The organism is Methylopila musalis, from assembly GCF_042679725.1.
In the GTDB taxonomy this organism is placed as follows: Bacteria; Pseudomonadota; Alphaproteobacteria; order Rhizobiales; family Methylopilaceae; genus Methylopila; species Methylopila musalis.
Map to the genome: position 1 here is coordinate 17,281 of NZ_JBHTMX010000007.1, position 19,327 is coordinate 36,607.

The 19,327-nt window shown below is 71.7% G+C and carries 14 protein-coding genes; 6 read left to right on the forward strand and 8 right to left on the reverse strand.

The genetic code is table 11. From position 1 onward, the window contains the following. Positions 1 to 15 precede the first annotated feature (15 nt). From ihpB to ACFQ4O_RS02400, 4 genes are all read right to left on the reverse strand, one after another. A complete protein-coding gene (gene ihpB / locus ACFQ4O_RS02385) occupies positions 16 to 1,227 on the reverse strand; it encodes a divalent metal ion exporter adaptor subunit IhpB (protein ID WP_378774041.1) in 1,212 nt (403 codons plus the stop codon). Further along, positions 1,224 to 1,541 (reverse strand): hypothetical protein, encoded by a 318-nt coding sequence (locus ACFQ4O_RS02390; protein ID WP_378774042.1) that lies wholly within the window; start codon positions 1,539 to 1,541, stop codon positions 1,224 to 1,226. Before ACFQ4O_RS02390 ends, ihpB begins: the two co-directional genes overlap by 4 nt. Continuing rightward, on the reverse strand, positions 1,538 to 2,821 hold the full coding sequence (locus ACFQ4O_RS02395) for a TolC family protein (protein WP_378774043.1): 1,284 nt from the start codon (positions 2,819 to 2,821) through the stop codon (positions 1,538 to 1,540). The genes ACFQ4O_RS02390 and ACFQ4O_RS02395 overlap by 4 nt, the downstream gene beginning before the upstream one ends. Positions 2,822 to 2,894: 73 nt before the next feature. Beyond that, positions 2,895 to 3,236 (reverse strand): hypothetical protein, encoded by a 342-nt coding sequence (locus ACFQ4O_RS02400; protein WP_378774044.1) that lies wholly within the window; start codon positions 3,234 to 3,236, stop codon positions 2,895 to 2,897. 487 nt (positions 3,237 to 3,723) lie between these two features. Here ACFQ4O_RS02400 and ACFQ4O_RS02405 point away from each other — a divergent pair, with 487 nt between their 5' ends. The 6 genes from ACFQ4O_RS02405 to ACFQ4O_RS02430 all read left to right on the forward strand — a co-directional run bounded on the left by ACFQ4O_RS02405 (position 3,724) and on the right by ACFQ4O_RS02430 (position 11,325). Beyond that, the gene (locus ACFQ4O_RS02405) at positions 3,724 to 5,982 is read left to right on the forward strand and encodes a sensor histidine kinase NtrY-like (RefSeq protein WP_378774045.1); all 2,259 of its coding nucleotides are present in this window, start codon (positions 3,724 to 3,726) and stop codon (positions 5,980 to 5,982) included. A gap of 34 nt (positions 5,983 to 6,016) precedes the next feature. Next, positions 6,017 to 7,381 (forward strand): nitrogen assimilation response regulator NtrX, encoded by a 1,365-nt coding sequence (ntrX, locus tag ACFQ4O_RS02410; protein ID WP_378774046.1) that lies wholly within the window; start codon positions 6,017 to 6,019, stop codon positions 7,379 to 7,381. Positions 7,382 to 7,526: 145 nt separating this feature from the next. Further along, on the forward strand, positions 7,527 to 8,384 hold the full coding sequence (locus ACFQ4O_RS02415; protein ID WP_378774047.1) for a D-amino-acid transaminase: 858 nt from the start codon (positions 7,527 to 7,529) through the stop codon (positions 8,382 to 8,384). Between the two features lie 217 nt (positions 8,385 to 8,601). Further along, entirely contained in the window at positions 8,602 to 8,868 is a 267-nt protein-coding gene (gene hfq / locus ACFQ4O_RS02420) for an RNA chaperone Hfq (RefSeq protein WP_378774048.1), read from the forward strand. A 58-nt stretch (positions 8,869 to 8,926) separates the two neighbouring features. Next, on the forward strand, positions 8,927 to 10,279 hold the full coding sequence (gene hflX, locus ACFQ4O_RS02425) for a GTPase HflX (protein ID WP_378774071.1): 1,353 nt from the start codon (positions 8,927 to 8,929) through the stop codon (positions 10,277 to 10,279). A gap of 56 nt (positions 10,280 to 10,335) precedes the next feature. Then, positions 10,336 to 11,325, forward strand: coding sequence for a S41 family peptidase (locus ACFQ4O_RS02430; protein ID WP_378774049.1), 990 nt, complete (start codon positions 10,336 to 10,338; stop codon positions 11,323 to 11,325). Positions 11,326 to 11,336: 11 nt separating this feature from the next. Here ACFQ4O_RS02430 and ACFQ4O_RS02435 read toward each other — a convergent pair whose 3' ends face one another. The 4 genes from ACFQ4O_RS02435 to ACFQ4O_RS02450 all read right to left on the reverse strand — a co-directional run bounded on the left by ACFQ4O_RS02435 (position 11,337) and on the right by ACFQ4O_RS02450 (position 19,326). Then, on the reverse strand, positions 11,337 to 14,000 hold the full coding sequence (locus tag ACFQ4O_RS02435) for a nitrate reductase (protein WP_378774072.1): 2,664 nt from the start codon (positions 13,998 to 14,000) through the stop codon (positions 11,337 to 11,339). A gap of 19 nt (positions 14,001 to 14,019) precedes the next feature. Next, positions 14,020 to 15,648 (reverse strand): sulfite reductase subunit alpha, encoded by a 1,629-nt coding sequence (locus tag ACFQ4O_RS02440; protein ID WP_378774050.1) that lies wholly within the window; start codon positions 15,646 to 15,648, stop codon positions 14,020 to 14,022. Between the two features lie 667 nt (positions 15,649 to 16,315). Continuing rightward, positions 16,316 to 18,100: a NirA family protein gene (locus ACFQ4O_RS02445; RefSeq protein WP_378774051.1), complete on the reverse strand. Its 1,785-nt coding sequence runs from the start codon at positions 18,098 to 18,100 to the stop codon at positions 16,316 to 16,318. An 11-nt stretch (positions 18,101 to 18,111) separates the two neighbouring features. Then, the gene (locus ACFQ4O_RS02450; protein WP_378774052.1) at positions 18,112 to 19,326 is read right to left on the reverse strand and encodes an NAD(P)/FAD-dependent oxidoreductase; all 1,215 of its coding nucleotides are present in this window, start codon (positions 19,324 to 19,326) and stop codon (positions 18,112 to 18,114) included. Position 19,327: the final 1 nt, after the last annotated feature.

Here is a 19,327-nt window from a genome sequence, read left to right on the forward strand (position 1 = left end):
CTGACGTCGCCGGTCTCAGTGCTCATGGCTCGCGCTTCCCTTTGCGAGCTCGGCCTTCACGACGAAGCTGTTTTTCGAGGCGTAAGATTCGCCGCCCTTGAGCCCGGTGACGACCTCGACGGTTCGTCCGTCGCGGCGCCCGAGCGTGACGTCGCGCGCGGCGAAGCGGTCGCCCTCGCGCACGAACACCACGTCGCGGCCCTCCAGCGACTGGACCGCGTCGAGCGACACCGCGAGCGGCACGGGCTGCTCGGCGGTCGCGACCGCTCCGGTGGCGAACAGGCCCGGCCGGAAGCGGCCGTCGTTCGGGATCACCGCGCGCGCGACGGCGCTCTGGGTGTCGGCGGCCCCGATCGGCGACAGGTAGGAGATCGTCGCCTCGATCGGTTCGCCGCCGTCCTCGGGGTCGATCCGCACCGTTCCGCCGACCGCGACCCTGGCGAGGTCGCGGCGGTAGACCGAGAAGTCGACCCAGAGCGTCGAGAGGTCGGTGATCACGAACGCGGGCTTCTGCTCGGAGACGTATTCGCCGAGCGAGGCCTGCCGCTCGGTGACGACGCCCGCCATGGGGGCCTTCAGATCGTAGGTCGTGAGGCTCTGGTTGCTCTCGACCACGGCGAGCAGATCGCCCTTCCTCACCTCGTCGCCGAGGCGTCGGGCGAGCGTGCGCACGATCCCGGGGAAGCGCGGCGTGACCTGCACGACCGCCTCCTGGTTCGCCCGCACGATTCCGTTGAGCTGAAGCTCCTCGCGCAGCGTCGAGGCGCCCGCCTCACCGAGCGCGATCCCCGCGGCCCGCAGCCTGGCGTCGTCGAACGCGACCACGCCCTCGGGAAGCTCGGCCCCATGACCGTGGCCGTCGTTCCCGGCGTCGGCCCTAGGCTTCGGCGCGTCATGGCCATGGCCGTCGTCCTCGCCGGACCCGTGGCCATCGTCGTCATCCTTGGAGTGGCCGTCGTCCTCGCCGTGGCCGTGACCGTCGTCCTTCGGTTGGGTGGCTTCCTTTCCGTGGGCGTGGTCGTCGCCCTCCGTGTGGTCGTCGGCGGCGGCGAGAGTCTTCGGTCCTTCCGCATGCGCGTGGCCGTCCCCGCCCATCAGGCCGGAGTACAGCGCGAGCGCCCGGTCGGCGGCCGCGGACGGTCCCTGCTGGGCGACGTAGAGGCCGCCGGCTCCGATCAGGCCGCCGACCACGAGGACGGCGGCGTCGCGTGCGAGCGCGCGGCTCATGACGGGTCTCCGGACAGGGCGGAGGCGCGGCGGACGTAGCAGGGCGGCTTGGTCGCGTAGCCCTTGTAGTTCCGCTTCGACCACTTGAGGTCGTGGCCATGGGCGAGATGGGCGTGGTCGGCGTGGGTGTCGGCATGGCCGTCGCCCGCGAAATGGCGGACGCGGACGTCCCGGGCGTTGCAGCTCCCGGGCGCGCCGCCGTTGGCGATACGGGCGCCGTCGTGTCCGGGCGTCGAGGCGGGCGCGGCGCAGGCGGAGGTCAGCGAGGCGAGCAGAAGCGCGCCAGCGGCGCAGGCGGTCTTGAACGGGGTCATTTGTCTCTCCGGGACAGAACGAGGGCGGAACCCGTCAGGCCTTCGAGACTGGCGAGCGATGCGTGGAAGGAGACGAGCGCGTCGATCTCCTTGAGGGAGGCTTCCGAAAGGGCGGCCCGGGCGTCGAGCAGTTCGAGCAGCGAGTAGCGCCCCTCGCCGTAGCCAGTGCGGATGCTGTCGTAGGCCTCGCGGGCGACGGGCAGCACGTTGGCGCGGGTGAGCCGGGCCTCGTCGTAGGAGCCCCGAAGCGCCTCGTAGGCGGCGCCGACGAGGATGGTCAGGGTCCGCCGGGCCGCGGCCGTCTCGGCCTCGGTTCGGGCGAGCGTCTCGTTCGCCTCGATCACGCCGCCCTGGTTCCGGTCGAACACCGGCAGCGGCATCCTGAGCGAGGCCATCACCGCGTTGGAGCGGTCCTCGCGGTCATGCCGCCAGCCGACGCCGGCCGTGACGTCGGGCGTGGCCTTGGCCTGCGCCGCCGCCAGCAGCGCCCGGCGCTGGGCCCGCACCGCCGTAAAGCGGGTGAGCTGCGGGGTCTGCAACGCCCTCGACATCAGGCTGTCGAACGGGGGCGGCGCGCCGATGCGCCGGAGGTCGCCGCCGACGGAGGCGAAGGAGGGAGCCTTCTCCCCGATCAGCGCCGACAGCTCGCGCCGGGCCGCCTGAAAGCTGGCGCGCGCCTTGGCGAGCTCGACGCGGGTCGTCTCGGTGGCGAGGCGGCCGCGCGCGATCTCCGCGCTCGACGAGGCGCCGGTCTCTACGCGCCGCTGGAGCAGCGGGGTCAGGCGGTCGAGGTCGTCCACCTGGGCGTCCAGTTCGGACACGCGGGCCTGCGCGCCGAGCGTCCTCGCGAAAGCTTCGGCGGTTTCCGCCAGCACCTGAAGCCGGGTCGCGGCCCGGTCCCAGCGCGCGGCGTCGATGTCGGCGGCCGCGACCGCCATCCGGGCCTCGCGCTTGGCCCCAAGCTCGAAGAGCTGGCTGATCTGAAGCGTCGTCTCGGCGCTTCTGAGGTTCCGCTTCGCCTTCGAGCCGAAGGCGTTGTCGAGTTCGGCGGAAAGCTCGGGGTTCGGGAAGACGCCGGCCTGCAGGCTGCGTGCGCCCGCCGCCCCGATGTCCCGGTCCGCCATGGCGAGACCGGGGCTGGTGGCGACGGCGCGCGACAGCGCCTGCGACAGGGTGAGGGCGCGCGCCGAAGGTGGGGATGTGGGCGCGGCGTGCGTCGCCGGCGCGGGAAGCAGCGCGATGGCCGCCCCCAGCGCAAGCGCGCGGGTTCGGAAAAACATGACCTGACCTGATGAACGGACGAACGGGGTCGGGCGCGGCTCTCGGCGCGCGCCGGCTCAGGGTGTCGTCAGGTCAGGCTCGGGGAGGAGGAAGGTCGATGAGCGGCGCGCGTCCCGCAGCCGACGGCACGGAGGCCCAGGCGAGGGAGGATCCGAGCACGGCGGGCGCGGCGACGACCGGCGCCATCCGTCCGGGCAGCGCCGCGCAGCCGTGGCAGCCATGGCCGACGACCGGGCCGCCGCGATCGTCGTCGCCCGACCGCTCGTCCACATGGAGGCCGGAATGGTCAGGCGAAGCGTTCGCCGCAGGCTCGGCCGAGACCGCGTAGGTCAGGGCCGCGTCGAGCCCCACATGACCGGCGAGCCCGCGCTCCACGGCGTCGCCGAGGCCGAAGACGACAAGGCAAAGCGCCACCGCAGCCCGGACGCACAAGCGCCAGGCACGCGATCTCTTCGCCTTCGTCACAGCGTCCATGCCATCACGCATCCGTGGAAAGGGGCGCCCGTGTCAAGCCCGCCGGAAGCCTCGCTCACGCGACTGGGGTGCGCCGCCAAGGGTGGCGATGTCGTCAGGGCGCCGGACGTCGCAGACTTGTATGAGCCGTTTCGGGCGGCCGCCGTCGCGCCTCCGCCGAGAGCCGGCGCATCGAAACGGATAGCGTGGAAGAGGTGGAGGAAACGACCCTAATGAACTGACATTTAATGCCGTTTTGACGACATGATCCGGTCCCGAACGGAGCGTGCAGCGGGCGAGTCATCCACATCTTTGGCGACCACGAAGTTGTCGCATTTCGACAACAGTGTGCTCCCGTTGCATCATGGCGTCGCGGCGACTCGCATCGGGGAGGGCGCCGTCCGGCGGCGTCCGGCCATGAGAGACGTCTGTCCCCGCCTGAGACCGCATGCCCAGCGACGTTCCCGCCGCCTCCACCGACCTGCCGATCGCGAACCTCGAGCGCCGCGGGCCGGGCGTGCTCGGCCCCGTCTGCGTCATCGCGGCGCTGATCTCGGCGCTGGTGACCTTCGTGGTGCTGACGGGGCGGCTCGACATCGAGCCGACCGAGGAAGCAAGCCGCATCGCGGTCTATGTGAACGGCTTCTTCGTCGGGCTGCTGCTGCTCGTCATCCTGTGGGAGGCGCGGGCCTTCGTGATCGCCCGCAGGCGCGGGCTCGCCGGCTCGCAGATCCACGGGCGGCTGGTGGCGCTGTTCTCGGTGGTGGCGGTCACGCCGGCGGCGCTGCTCGCCATCTTCGCCGTGGTCACCATCGACCGGGGCTTCGACAGCTGGTTCTCCACCCGCGTGCGCGAGATCGTGGAGAACTCGCGGGTGGTGGCGCGCGCCTATCTGGAGGAGCACGCCCGCTCCATCCGCGGCGAAATCCTCGCCATGTCGAACGACGTGAACCGGGCGCGGCCGTTGTTTGACAACGACCGGGAGCGCTTCGCCGAGTTCTTCACCGCCCAGGCCACCATCCGCGGCCTGCCGGAAGCGCAGCTGATGCGGCCGGACGGGACCGTGGTGCTGCGGGCCAACATCAAGATCGGCCGCGAGTTTCCCCGCCCGCCGCTGCCGGACGTGCAGCAGGCGGCGGCGGACGAGCCGACGCTGCTCGCCCCCGGCCGCCAGAACGCCATCGGCGCCGTGCTGAAGCTGTCCGGTTACGACGATCTGGTGCTGTTCGTCGCGCGCCCGGTGGACCCGCGCGCCAACAGCTACCTCCAACTGGTGGAGCAGGGGGCGGAGGAGTACTCGGTCCTCACCGACCGCCGGCCGCGCATCCAGGCCACCTTCGCGCTGCTCTATCTGGTGGTGGCGCTGTCGCTGCTGCTGGCGGCGATCTGGTTCGGCCTCGCCTTCGCCAACCGGCTGGTGACGCCGATCCGGCGGCTGATCTCGGCCGCCGATCAGGTCAGCCAGGGCAACCTCTACGTCCAGGTGCCGGAGACGAAGAAGCAGCAGGGCGAACTGGGCGGCCTCGCCGAGACCTTCAACAAGATGACGGCGGACCTGCGCACCCAGCGGAACGAGCTGGTGGAGGCCGCCGACCAGATGGACAGCCGCCGCCGCTTCACCGAAGCCGTGCTTGCGGGCGTGAGCGCGGGCGTCATCGGCATCGATCCGCAGGGGCGGATCACGCTCATGAACCGCACGGCGGAGAAGCTGCTGGGCGCGCGGGAGGAGAAGCTTCTGGGCGCGCCGCTGGCGGAGGCCGCGCCGGAGTTCGCGCCGCTGGTGGAGGCCGCGCTCGGCCGCGCCCAGAAGCTGGTGCAGGGGCAGGTGAGCATTCTGCGCGCGGGGCGCGAGCGCAACCTGAACGTGCGCTTCACCATCGAGACGCCCAGCGCGGACGAGCACGGCTACGTGGTCACCCTCGACGACATCACCGAGCTGGTGGCCGCGCAGCGCACCTCCGCCTGGGCGGACGTGGCAAGGCGCATCGCCCACGAGATCAAGAACCCGCTGACGCCGATCCAGCTCTCCGCCGAACGCATCCGCCGCAAGTACGGCAAGGTGATCGTGGAGGAGCGCGAGGTGTTCGACCAGTGCACCGACACGATCATCCGCCAGGTGGACGACATCAAGCGTATGGTGGACGAGTTCTCGTCCTTCGCGCGCATGCCCAAGCCCACCATGGAGGAGGAGGACCTCGCCAAGGTGGTGAAGCAGGGCGTGTTCATGATGCGCGTGGGCTATCCCGACATCCGCATCGAGATGCAGGGCGTCGACGAGCCGGTGCTGGCGCGCTTCGACCGCCGGCTGGTGGCGCAGGCCGTCACCAACATCGTGAAGAACGCGACCGAATCCGTGCACGCCGTGCCGGAGGACGTGCGCGGCGAGGGCCGCATCGACGTGGCCGTCCGCCGCGAGGGCGACATCGCCGTGATCGACGTGATCGACAACGGCGCCGGCCTGCCGGTGGAGAACAGACAGCGGCTGCTGGAGCCCTATATGACCACGCGGGAGAAGGGCACGGGCCTCGGCCTCGCGATCGTCGGCAAGATTCTGGAGGAGCACGGCGGCGGCGTGGAGCTGCTGGACGCGCCCTCCGTGGCCTCCGGCGGACGCGGCGCCATGGTGCGGCTCTGGTTCCAGGCCCGCGCCGGCGAGAGCGCCGCCGTCCCGAACGTCGCGCCCACCCGAGGGGCCCCCGCGGCCTGAACACGATCAAGAAACGGAGTCTAGAACCCGTCCCATGGCGACCGACATCCTCATCGTCGACGACGAAGCCGACATCCGCGAACTCGTGGCCGGCATCCTTCAGGACGAGGGCCACGGCACGCGCACGGCCCGCAACTCCGACGAGGCGCTGGCCGAAGTGGCGAAGCGGCGGCCGCAGCTCGTGTTCCTCGACATCTGGCTTCAGGGCTCGAAGCTCGACGGGCTGGAGATCCTCGAGCAGATTCACGCCGAGCACCCGGACCTGCCGGTGGTGATGATCTCCGGCCACGGCAACATCGAGACCGCGGTGGCGGCCATCAAGAGCGGGGCCTACGACTTCATCGAGAAGCCGTTCAAGGCCGACCGTCTGGTGCTGATCGCCCAGCGGGCGCTCGAAGCCTCGCGGCTGAAGCGCGAGCTGCGCGACCTGAAGCGCGGCTCCACGCACGCCAGCCGCTTCGTCGGCCGCTCCACGGTGATGAACCAGCTCCGCACCGCGATCGACCGCGTGGCGCCCACCAACAGCCGCATCCTGATCACCGGCCCCTCCGGCGCCGGCAAGGAGCTCGCCGCCCGCTCGATCCACGCCGCTTCGGCGCGCGCGGCGGGGCCGTTCGTGCTGATCAACGCCGCCGCCATCACGCCGGAGCGCATGGAGGAGGAGCTGTTCGGCGTCGAGGGCGTGAACGGCAGCCGCAAGGTCGGCGCGCTCGAAGAGGCGCATGGCGGCACGCTGTTCATCGACGAAGTGGCCGACATGCCGCGCGAGACCCAGAACCGCATCCTGCGCGTTCTGGTGGAGCAGACCTTCACCCGCGTCGGCGGCTCCACCAAGGTGTCGGTGGACGTGCGCATCATCTCGTCCTCCGCCCGCAATCTGGAGAACGAGATCGCCGACGGCGCCTTCCGGGAGGACCTGTTCCACCGCCTCGCGGTGGTGCCGGTGCGGGTGCCGGGGCTCGCCGAGCGGCGGGAGGACATTCCGGAGCTGATCGAGTTCTTTCTCGACCAGATCTCCGCGGCGACCGGCCTGCCCAAGCGCGACATCGGCGAGGACGCCATGGCGGTGCTGCAGAGCCACGACTGGCCCGGCAACGTGCGCCAGCTCCGCAACAACGTGGAGCGGCTGATGATTCTGGCCGGCGGCGATCCCAACGCCGTGGTCACCGCCAGCATGCTGCCCTCGGAGATCGGCGCCATGGTGCCGCCCATGCCGCAGGGCGCCGGCGGCGAGCAGCTCATGGGGCTCGCGCTGCGCGAGGCGCGGGAGATCTTCGAGCGCCAGTACCTGATGGCGCAGATCAGCCGGTTCGGCGGCAACATCTCCCGCACCGCCGAGTTCATCGGCATGGAGCGCTCGGCGCTCCACCGCAAGCTCAAGGCGCTCGGCATCGGCTGAGGCGCCGCTGAGCGAAGACGTCGGTGGCGATCGCCGCTCGTCAGGCCCGAAACACGCCGGGGCCCAACGAGCGGCGCGCGCCTGGATTTGATGCTCCGGTCCGCCGAGAAGGACCGATCACCTCTCATCGAACGGAAGCGGCTCCATGTCCCGCATCGCCTATGTCAACGGCCAGTATGTCCCCCACGCCGACGCCGCCGTGCACATCGAGGACCGCGGCTACCAGTTCGCGGACGGCGTCTACGAGGTGTGCGAAGTGCGGGACGGGGCGCTGATCGACGCGCCCCGCCATCTCGCCCGTCTGTGGCGCTCGCTCGACGAGCTGCGCATCCGCGCGCCCATGGGCGAGGCCGCGCTGCGGGTGGTGCTGAACGAGACCGTCCGGCGCAACCGGGTGCGGAACGGCATCGTGTATCTGCAGGTGACGCGCGGCGTAGCCCGCCGGGACCACACGTTCCCCTCCGACGCGACTCCGCCGGCGCTGGTCGTCACCGCCCGCGCCCATGACCGCGCCAGAATGGACGCCGGCGCCGAGGCCGGGGTGAAGGTGATCACGGTCCCCGAGAACCGCTGGCCGCGCGTGGACATCAAGACCGTGGGCCTGCTGCCGAACGTGCTGGTGAAGCAGCAGGCGAAGGAGGCCGGCGCCAAAGAGGCCTGGTACGTGGACGCCGAGGGCTACGTGACCGAGGGCGGCTCCACCAACGCATGGATCGTCACGCGGGAGGGCGTCATCGTCACCCGGCCGGCGGAGAACGGCATCCTGCGCGGCGTCACCCGGACCACGCTGTTCGATCTCGCCGAGAAGCTGCAGATGCGCATCGAGGAGCGCCGCTTCACGGTGGCCGAGGCGAAGGCCGCGGCGGAGGCGTTCAACACCGCCGCCACCGCGCTGGTGACGCCGGTGACGGCGATCGACGGCGAGCCGGTGGGCGACGGTCGCCCTGGCCCGGTCGCTCTTGGCCTTCGCCGCCGGTTTCATGAGTTCGCCGCGCGGGATTAATCCCCAGAAAGTCGTAGATCGATGCGCTCCAAAGTGACGTCGTGACCATCTCGCTCTTGCGAAAAGCGGTTCGCCCGGCGTTAAATGCCCCTGCGGGTTCGCCCGCAGGACGCAGCGTCCGACGCTCGGGGGAGCCCAACTTCAGCGTGCGCCTGAGGCGCCCTTTCCCGCGGCTGGCGCTTTGTGTCGGTTGAGCCTTCAACGGAAGAAGAAAAACATGGCTGCCGAGCGTACGCAGAACCTTCAGGACACGTTTCTCAACAACGTTCGCAAGAACAAGATTCCTTTGACGATTTTCCTGGTCAACGGCGTGAAGCTTCAAGGCGTCGTCACCTGGTTCGACAACTTCTGCGTGCTCCTGCGCCGGGACGGCCATTCCCAGCTCGTCTACAAGCACGCGATCTCCACCGTGATGCCCGGCCATCCGATCCAGCTGTTCGAGCCCGAGGACGAGGCGGAGACGCCGACGCGCGGCGGCCGCTGAGCGTGCGCGGCGACGCCTTCGCCGCCGGGGTGACGGCGTGAACGACGACGACGACGACGTGTTCGAGGACGAGGACCGTCCCGCGCGGGGCTATGAGACCCGCCGGGCGGACCGCACGCGCGCCCTGGTGGTGACGCCGGTGGTGCGCGGCGCGGCCGAAGGCCCTGTCCGCGGGCCCGAGGCGCGTCTGGAGGAGGCGGTGGGCCTCGCCCTCGCCATCGATCTCGACGTGCGCGCGCGCCGGCTGGTGATGCTGCAGCAGGCGCGGCCCTCCACCTTCGTCGGCAAGGGCAAGGTGGAGGAACTGGCGGAGCTCGCCAAGGCCGAGGACATCGAGCTCGTGATCATGGACACGGCGCTCACGCCCGTCCAGCAGCGCAATCTCGAGAAGGCGCTCGGCGCCAAGGTGCTGGACCGCACCGGCCTCATTCTGGAGATCTTCGGCCAGCGCGCCCGCACCCGGGAAGGCGTGCTGCAGGTGGAGCACGCCCATCTCACCTGGCAGAAGAGCCGGCTCGTGCGCTCCTGGACCCATCTGGAGCGGCAGCGCGGCGGCTTCGGCTTCCTCGGCGGTCCGGGCGAGACCCAGATCGAGGCCGACCGCCGGATGATCACCGAGCGCATCCTCAAGATCGAGCGCGAGCTGGAGCAGGTGAAGCGCACCCGCGGCCTGCACCGCGCCGGCCGCAAGCGCGTGCCCTATCCGGTGGTCGCGCTGGTCGGCTACACCAACGCCGGCAAGTCGACGCTGTTCAACCGCCTGACCCGCGCCGACGTGATGGCGGCGGACATGCTGTTCGCCACCCTCGACCCCACGCTGCGCTCCATCACCCTGCCGCACGGCGCCCACGCCATCCTGTCCGACACGGTGGGCTTCATCTCCGAACTGCCGACGCAGCTCGTCGCCGCCTTCCGGGCGACGCTGGAGGAGGTGATCGAGGCCAACGTCATCCTGCACGTGCGCGACATCAGCCACGAGGACGCGGAGGCGCAGGGCGCCGACGTGGTGGCGGTGCTGCGCGATCTCGACATCGACCCGGACGACAGCCGGCGGGTGATCGAGGTCTGGAACAAGATCGACCTGCTGGACGACGGCGCGCGCGAGCACCTGCTCGCCACCGCCGCGCGGCGCGAGCCGGAGGCGCGGCCCGCGCCGGTCTCGGCGCTGACGGGCGAAGGCGAAGGCGTGCTGCTCGCCGCCATCGAGGCCCGGCTGTCGGTGGGACGCGAGACCGTTGTGGTCACCGTCGCGCCCGAGGACGGCGCGGGCGTGAATTGGCTGTTCCGCCACTGCGACGTGATGGAGCGCCACGTGAAGGACGACGGCGCGACGCGCGTCACCGTGCGCATCGAGCCCGAACGCGTGGAAGGCCTGCGCCGCCGCTTCGTGACGGTTGAAGAGGCCGCCTGACGGGACGTCGCGCCTGCGCGAGCCTCGAAACCGCGCGCGGTTGGGAGAGCGAAGCCATGATGCGCCATCGCCTTGTCATGTTCGCCGGCGGCCTTGCCGCGGCCCTGACGTTTGCGGCCGGCCCGACGGCCGCCGCGGCGCTCTCCGCGGAGGCGCACGGGGCGGGTCTCGACCGGGCGGCGATCGACCGGACGGTTGGCCGGATCGCCACGGAACTGCGCGAGGCCTACGTGTTTCCCGACCGCGGCGCGACGGCTGCGGACGCGCTGGAGGCGGAGCGAGCGGACGGCGCCTATGCGGACGCGACCGACCCGGCCGTGTTCGCGCGCCGGCTGACCGACCGGCTGCGGGCGCTGACCGGCGACGGCCATGTGCGGGTGATCTCCGGCTCGCCCTTCGGCCCTCGGCCGTCGTCGCCCGGTCCGGAGGGGGACGGCTTCGAGGTGACGCGGCTGGAGGGCGGCGTCGGCTATCTCCATGTCGCGCGGTTCGCGCCGCCGGAGACCTTCGCGCCGGCCGCCGACGCGGCCATGAGCCGTCTGGCGGACACGGCGGCGCTCATCGTCGATATGCGCGACAACGGCGGCGGCCATCCGGCCTCGGTCGCCTATCTCGTCAGCTTCTTTCTCGATCCCGACGCGCGGGTCCACATCAACGATCTCGTCTGGCGCGAGCGGGGAACGACGACTTTCCGGACGGAATCGTTCTGGAGTTCGCCGACGCCGACGCGCTATCTCGCCAGGCCGGTCTATGTGCTGGTCGGGCCGAAGACCTATTCGGCGGGCGAGGAGTTCGCCTACGACCTTCAGGCGCTTCGGCGCGCGACCGTGGTCGGCGCCACCACCCGCGGCGGGGCCAATCCGGGCGGCCTGACGGAGCTTGGGGCGGACCTGTTCGTGGTCGTTCCGACGGGCCGGGCGGAGAATCCGGTCACCCGCGGAAATTGGGAAGGGGTCGGCGTGCGCCCCGACGTCGAGACGGCGCCCGAGACCGCGAAGGACGTCGCGACGGCTCTGGCGCTGGCGCGGCTCGCGACGACGCCGTAAGCGCCGGACCGTCAGGCGGTCGCCGGGATGCGCTGGGCGGCCAGCATGCGGCGGATTTCGGGGAGGCAGGAGCCGCAATTGGTGCCGGCCTTCGTGGCCGCGCCCACCGCCGCCGTGTCGTGGCATCCGCCCGCGATGGCGCGGTCGATCACGCCCTTCGCCACGCCGTGGCAGGCGCAGACCATGGGCCCCGCCGCCACGCCGTCGCTCGCCCGGCCCGCCAGCAGCAGGCTCCGCACCTGCCCCTCGCTCAGCCGCGCGCCGAGCTTGTCGCGCAGATAGGTCCAGGCCCCGTCCTGCCGCATGGGGCCGACGAACAGGCAGGCGTCGAGCTCGCCGTCGCGGAACATGGCGATGCGGCGCACGCCACGCCCTGCGTCCACATATTCGACGATCTCGTCGGTCGGCTCCATGTCCGGGAACAGCGCCGCGACCTCCGGTTCGGCCTGAAGCGCGAACAGCAGGCCGTGGCCCATCGGCGCGGTCGCCTTCGCCCACCACGCCGCAGGGTCCAGCGCGCCGAGATCGCCCCGCGCCATGGCGAAGCCTTGCAGCGCGAAGCTCACGGGCGCAATCGCCGCCGGAGTCGCCTTGGCGTCGGGCTGGCCGGAAAACGGATCGGTGACCGCATGGACCAGCGCGCCGACGCGGGCGTGGGACGCGGTTTCGTCGGTCCAGTGGATCGGGGCGAACAGCGCGCCCGTCCGCGCGCCGTCGGTCACGCGCACGCGCAGCGTCGCCGCGCCGTGGGGGCTCGTCACCCGCGCGAAGCCGCCGTCCACGACCCCCGCCGCCCTTGCGTCCGCGGGGTGGATCTCCACGAAGGGCTCGGGCAGGTGGCTCGCCAGACGCGGACTTTTGCCGGTGCGCGTCATGGTGTGCCACTGGTCGCGGATGCGGCCGGTGTTGAGACGCAACGGATGGGCGTCGTCGTGCGCGGATCCGGACGCGATCGGCGCGACCTCCACGAAGCGGCCGCGCCGGGTGGGCGTGAAATAGCCGCCATCGGCGAAGAAGCGGGTGTCGCTTCGGGCGGCGCCGGGGCGGGCGGGCCACTGGGTCGGGCGGAGCTGATCGTAATCGCGCGTGTCGAGGTCCGACAGCGCGCCGATGTCGAAATCCCGCGCGCCGTCGTTCTCGAAGGCGGAGAGCGCGGCGTGCTCCCGGAACACCTCGCCCGGCGTGCGCCAGCCGAACGCGTCCTCGAAGCCGAGCCGCTTCGCCACCTGCGCGACCGCCCACCAGTCCGGCCGGGCCTGCCCCGGCAAGGCGAGGAAGGCGCGCTGGCGGGAGATGCGGCGCTCGGAGTTGGTCACCACGCCGTCCTTCTCGCCCCAGGCGGCGGCGGGCAGGCGGATGCGCGCCCCGGCGTTGACGGTGTCGTTGGAGGCGATGTTCTCGGACACCACGAACAGGTCGAGCCTGCCGAGCGCGTCCCGCACGGCGTCGGCGCGGGGCAGGGAGGCGGCGGGGTTGGTGCCCATCACCCACAGCGCCTTGATCTCGCCGCGCCCGATCGCCTCGAACATCTGCACCGCCTTCAGGCCCGGCGCGCGGGCCATGCGCGGCGCGCCCCAGAAGCGCTGCACGCGGTCGATCGACGCCGCGTCGAAGTCCATGTGCGCGGCGAGCGTGTTGGCGAGCCCGCCCACCTCGCGACCGCCCATGGCGTTGGGCTGGCCAGTGAGCGAGAACGGCCCCATGCCCTCGCGCCCGATGCGGCCGGTGGCGAGATGGACGTTGAGGATGGCGCCCACCTTGTCGGTGCCCTGCGCCGACTGGTTCACGCCCTGGCTGTAAAGCGTCACCGTCCGCCGGGTGGCGGCGAACAGGTCGTAGAAGGCCGTGACCGCCGCGGCCTCCAGCCCGCAGGCGGCGGCGACGGCGTCGAGGCTCGGGGCGAGTTCGTACGCGCGGGCGAGCGCGGCCTCGAAGCCGTCCGTGTGGTCGGCGACGTACGCCCGGTCGAGCGCGCCGCGTTCCGCGAGCGCCACCAGCAGGCCGCTGAACAGGACCGTGTCCGCGCCGGCGGCGATCGGCAGATGCAGGTCCGCCTCCTCGGAGGTGGCGGTGGCGCGCGGATCGATCACCACCAGCTTCGTTCCCCGCGCCGCGCGCGCCGCCAGCATGCGCTGGTAGAGCACCGGATGGCACCAGGCGGCGTTGGAGCCCACCAGCACCAGCAGGTCCGCGGTCTCCAGGTCGCGGTAGGTTCCGGGCACGGTGTCGGAGCCGAAGGCGCGCTTGTGGCCCGCGACCGAGGACGACATGCAGAGCCGCGAGTTGGTGTCCACGTTGGCGGAGCCGAGGAAGCCCTTGAACAGCTTGTTCGCGGCGTAATAGTCCTCGGTCAGCAGCTGCCCGGAGAGATAGATCGCGACCGCGCCGGGCCCATGGGCCTCGAGGGTCCGGCGGAAGCCGTCGGCGACCTCGTCCAGCGCGTCGTCCCAGCTCGCCCGCCGGCCGTCGATCTCGGGATGCAGCAGCCGCCCCTCCAGCGACAGCGTCTCGCCGAGCGCCGAGCCCTTGGAGCACAGCCGGCCGAAGTTGGACGGGTGCTCGGGATCGCCCGCGATCGCGGCGCCGCCCGCCCGATCGGGCGTGGCGAGCACGCCGCAGCCGACGCCGCAATAGGGGCAGGTGGTGCGCACGGGGTTCGGATCGGCGGCGCGCATGTTCATGGCTTTGCGCTCCTCAGTAGACGTCGGCCTGGTAGCGGCCGGACTTCTTCAGCTCGGCCACGTAAGCGCGCGCCGCGTCCGGCTCCCGGCCGCCATGGGCCGCGACCACGTCGACCAGCGCCTTCTCCACATCCGCCGCCATGCGCTTGGCGTCGCCGCAGACGTAGAAATGCGCGCCCCGGTCCAGCCAGCTCCACAGCTCGGCGCCGGCCTCGCGCATGCGGTCCTGCACATAGACCTTCTGCGCGCCGTCGCGGGACCAGGCCAGCGACAGCTTCGTCAGCGCGTTCGCCGCCTGAAGCTCCTCCAGCTCGTCGCGGTAGTAGAAGTCGGTCGCCTCGTGCTGGTGGCCGTAGAACAGCCACGCCCCGCCGCCCGCGCCGGTCGCCATGCGATGGCGCAGGAAGGAGCGGAACGGCGCGATCCCGGTGCCGGGGCCGACCATGATCACCGGCGTCGCGCCGTCCGCCGGCAGGGCGAAGCCGTGCGCCTTCTGCACATAGACCTTGAGCGCGTCGCCCGGCGCCACCCGATCCGCGAGATAGGTGGAGGCGAGGCCGAGCCGCGTGCGGTCGCCGATGCGGTAGCGCACCGCCGCCACCGTGAGGCTGACCTTGCCCGGATCGGCGGAGAGCGCCGACGAGATCGAGTAGAGCCGCGGCTGCAGCGGATCGAGCGCGGCCAGAAGTTCGGCCACGGGCGGCGTCGCGGCGGGGAACTTCTCCAGCGCCGCCAGCACGTCCAGCGTCTCGAGGTCGCCGTCGGGGTCCTCGCCCTCGGCGAGCCGGGCGAGCGTCGCCTTGTCGTCGGGGCTTTCCGCATAGGCGCCCAGCAGCTCGAACAGGGCGTCGGGCGCGGCGCCGAGCGAGACCTTCTCCGCCAGCCAGACGCCGAGCGGCAGGGTTTCTCCGTCATGGGCGACCGCCGTGTCGGCGTCGACGCCGACCCGGGCCGCGACCGCCGCGCACAGGTCCGGGGCGTTGGCGGCGAACAGGCCGAACGAGTCGCCGGGCTCGTAGGTCAGGCCGCAGGCGCTGAGGTCGATCTCCACATGGTTGGTCTCCTTGTCGGAGCCCGCGCCGCTCACCGCGCGCTTTGACAGGAAGGCGGCGAGCACCGGCGCCTCGCGCGAGCGGCCGGGCTCCACCGCCGGCGCTGCGGCGACGACCGCCACGGGCTTCGCCGGCGCGGCGCCGCCAAGCTCCTCCGCGAGCCTCTTCAGCATGCGGCTCGTCTCCTTGCCGCCGGGGACGCAGAGGTTGAGCTTCTTCTCCTCGCCCTTGGCGAGGGCGTCGGCGTAGGTGTCGCAGAGATAGCCGCACTGGCCGCAGTCCTGCTGCGCCATGGCCGCCATCATGCGCCGGCGCAGCGGCTTGCCGTCCGCGAGCGTCATGCGCTCGTCGAGTGGCATGGAGGCGTCGTGCCACGGCGCGCCGTCGTCCTCCTCCGCGGGGGCGGCCGGGGCCTCGCCCGGCAGCGGCGAGCCAAGCAGGACGGTGGCGGCGTCCCGCGACAGCGCCTGCACGCCGCCGTCGAGCGACAGCAGCCCGGCGAAGAACCCGTTGAGCCAGGCGCGCTGCTCGGGGCTGAACGGCGCGTTTTCAGGAACGAGCGGAGGCAGCACGGCGGTCTGCAAGGTCATGGGCGGGCTCCGGCCGGCGCGCGACGGGGTTCGCTCTGGAGAGAGAGCGAGGACGCGCCGAAGGTTCGAAAGGGTGCAGGGCGCTGAGAGCGACGGTCTGAGAGGCGCGCCTCCCTTGTCCCGGCCTTGAGCCGGGACCCAGACACGCTGACGGCGCCGGTGAACGCGGGACGGTCGAAACAGCGTCCTGAAACGCCGACGTTCCAGGGAAGCACGGGCCGCTTAGAGCGAGGTTCTGAGACGCCAGCGGTTCTGGGTCCCGGCTCAAGGCCGGGACAAGAGAAGAAAGGGCGCGTTTTTCTTGTCCCGGCCTTGAGCCGGGACCCAGACACGCTGCGGGCGCCGGTGAACGTGGGACGGCCGAAACGGCGTCCTGAAACGCCGAGGCTCAGGGGGAGCGCGGGACGCTCAGAGCGATGTCCTGAACCGCCAGCGGTTCTGGGTCCCGGCTCAAGGCCGGGACAAGAGAAGAAGGAGCGCGCTCTTCTTGTCCCGGCCTTGAGCCGGGACCCAGACACGCTGACGGAGCCGGTGCGCGCGAGACGGTCGAAACGGCGTCCTGAAACGCCGAGGCTCAGGGGGATCGCGGGGCGCTCAGAGCGATGTTCTGAACCGCAAGCGGCTCCGGGTTTCGGCTTGAGGCCGGGACAAGGGAGGGCGCGCGTCGTCATGCGTCCTCCAGCTCGAACAGGGCCTTCAGGGCGTCGGCGTCGTGGCGGCGGGTGAAGGCGGCGAAGGTTTCGTCCGGGGCGGCGCGGCCGGCCATGTAGCCGCGCAGCATCTTCTCCACCACCGCCGGGCAGTCCTCGCCCTTCACGTCGCGGACGAGCTCGCGGGCGATGAAGGCGTCGGCGCCGAAGCCGCCGCCGACGAGGATGTGGAAGCCCTCCACCATATCCTCCTCGCCCACCGGCACCTTGGCGCCGATCAGCCCGATGTCGCCGATGTAGTGCTGGGCGCAGGAGTGGTGGCAGCCGGTGACGTGTATGTTCACAGGCGTGTCGACCGCCAGCACGCCGTCCACGTGATCGGCGATCTGGTCGGCGAAGCCCTTGGTGTCGGCGGCCGCGAACTTGCAGCCCCGGCTGCCGGTGCAGGCCACCAGACCGGCGCGCACGTTGGAGGCCTGCGTGGCGAGGCCGAGCGCCGCGATCTCCGCCTCAACCGCGGCCACGTCCGCGTCCTTCACGCCGGACAGCAGCAGGTTCTGCCAGACGGTGAGGCGCACGTCGCCGTCGCCGTAGCGCTCGGAGATCGTCGCGAGGCCCCGCATCTGGTCGCAGGTGAGCTTGCCGAGCCGCAGCACGACGCCGACCCAGTTCAGCCCCGCCTGCTTCTGCGGGTGGACGCCGATATGGGCGAGCCGGTCGCTGTCCGGGCGGGGGGCGACGGCCTCCGCCGGCGCGCGGGTGAGGGGGGCGCCGAGGGTCGTCTCCACCTCGGCGAGGAACTTCTCGAAGCCCCAGGCGTCGAGCACGTATTTCAGCCGCGCCTTGGCGCGGTCGGAACGGTCGCCGGAGGCGATGAACACGCGCACGATGGCGTCCGCCACCCGGATCGCCTCGTCGAGCGGCACGATCACGCCGGTGTCGCGGGCGAAGTCCTTGTGGCCGGTGATGCCGCCGAGCGCGAGACGCCACCAGACGCCGGGCGCGACGCCGAAGCCGTCGCGGATCTCCACCGCCTGGAAGCCGATGTCGTTGGTGTCCTCAAGCGCGGCGATGCGGCCGGCGCCGTCGAAGGCCACGTTGAACTTGCGCGGCAGGCCGTAGAGCGCGCGGTCGTTCAGGATGTGGTGGTGCCACTCCTTGGCGTAGGGCCGGGTGTCCACCAGCTCCTGCGGATCGATCCCCGCCGTCGGTGTGCCGGTGACGTTGCGGATGTTGTCGGCGCCGGAGCCCCTGGCGGTGAGGCCGATGTCCACCAGCCCCTCGATGAAGGGGACGCCGTTCTTCGCGTCGATCTCGCGCACCTGCAGGTTGGCGCGGGTGGTGACGTGGGAGTAGCCGCCGCCATGGGCGTCGGCGAGATCGGCCACGCCCCGGAACTGCCACGCCTTCAGGACGCCGTTATGGATGCGCAGGCGGCACATGTAGGCGTCCTGCGTCGGCCCCACATAGAACAGGCCGTGGAAGCGGATGCGGAAGTCGTCGATCGATTTGGCGAACTGGCCGTCTTTCGCCATCTGCTTGAAGCGGCCATAGGCGTCGAACGGGTGCTCGTCGCGCTTGGCCTTCTCCTGCGCCACCAGCTTCTTGCCGGCCTTTTCCTGCGCCGCCATGGCCTTGAGGTGAATGGCGTCCGGGCCGGTGGGCTCGTTCAGTGCGGGCGCGGCTGCCGCCGCGGAGCCGCCGCCGAGGACCGGCGCGCCGCGGGCGACGCGCACGGCCTGCACGCCGGAGACGAAACCTTCGAGGTAGCGCTTCTGGTCGGGGGAAAAATCGCCGCTCATGATGTCAGTCCTCACGCGGCCGCCGCGAAGCTGCGGCCGAAGGCCAGGTCGTCGCGCAACGCCCCGAGGGGCTCCGCGCGGGCGATGAGGTCGAGGTACCAGAGCGCGTCCGAGGCCTCGCCCACGAGGATCGCGCCCGTCAGGCGGTCGTCGCGCACGATCAGCTTGCGATAGGCGCCGTGGCCGGGATCGGACAGCAGCACGGTCTGGTCGCCGTCTTCCGGGTCGATCGCGCCAGCGGAGAACACCGACACGCCGGACACCTTGAGATTGGTGGAGAGCAGGCTGCCGGCGTAGGCCGCCGTGGCGTCGCCGGCGAGGCGGGCGGCCAGCACGCGGGCCTGCGCATAGGCCGGGGCCACGAGGCCGTAGACCACGCCGCGGTGCTCGGCGCATTCTCCGAGCGCGTGGATGTCCGGCGCGGAGGTGGCCAGCCCGTCGTCCACCACCAGCCCGCGCTGGATGGTGAGCCCGGCCGCGCGCCCAAGCGCCGCGTTGGGCCGCACGCCGCAGGCCATCACCAGCATGTCGCAGGGGATGACCTCGCCGTCCGCGAGCGTGAGCCCCTCGACCCTGGTCTCGCCGGCGACGCCCGCGCTCTGGACGCCGAGCCGGAACCGCACGCCCTTCGCCTCCAGCGCCCGGCGCAGCGTGGCCGCGCCCTGCGCGTCGAGCTGGCGCTCCATCAGCCGGTCCATGAGATGGACCACGGTGGTCTCGCAGCCGAGCAGCGCCAGCCCATAGGCCGCCTCCAGCCCGAGCAGGCCGCCGCCGATCACCACCGCGCGGGCGCCCGGCCGGGCGAGGGTCTTGAGCCTCATTGCGTCCGCATGGTCCCGGAACACCAGCGCCTGCGGCAGGTCCGCCCCCGGCAGCGGCAGGCGGATCGCCTCCGAGCCGGTGGCGAGCACCAGACGGTCGTAGGGCGCCACGCGGCCGTCCCGCAGCTCCACCCGGCGGCGGTCATGGTCGATGGCGCGGGCCGCGACGCCGGTCAGCAGGCGGAAGCCGTTGGCGGCGTACCAGGCGCGGTCGCGGAAGCGGATGTCCTCGTCGCTCGCCTCGCCGGCGAGCAGCGACGACAGCAGCACGCGGTTGTAGGCCGGCTCCGGCTCCGCGCCGATCACGGTGACGGCGTAGCGGCCGGGGCAGGCGGCCTGAAGCTCCTCGAGAAGCTTCAGGCCGGCCATGCCGTTGCCGACGACGACGAGGCGCTCGCGCTCCATC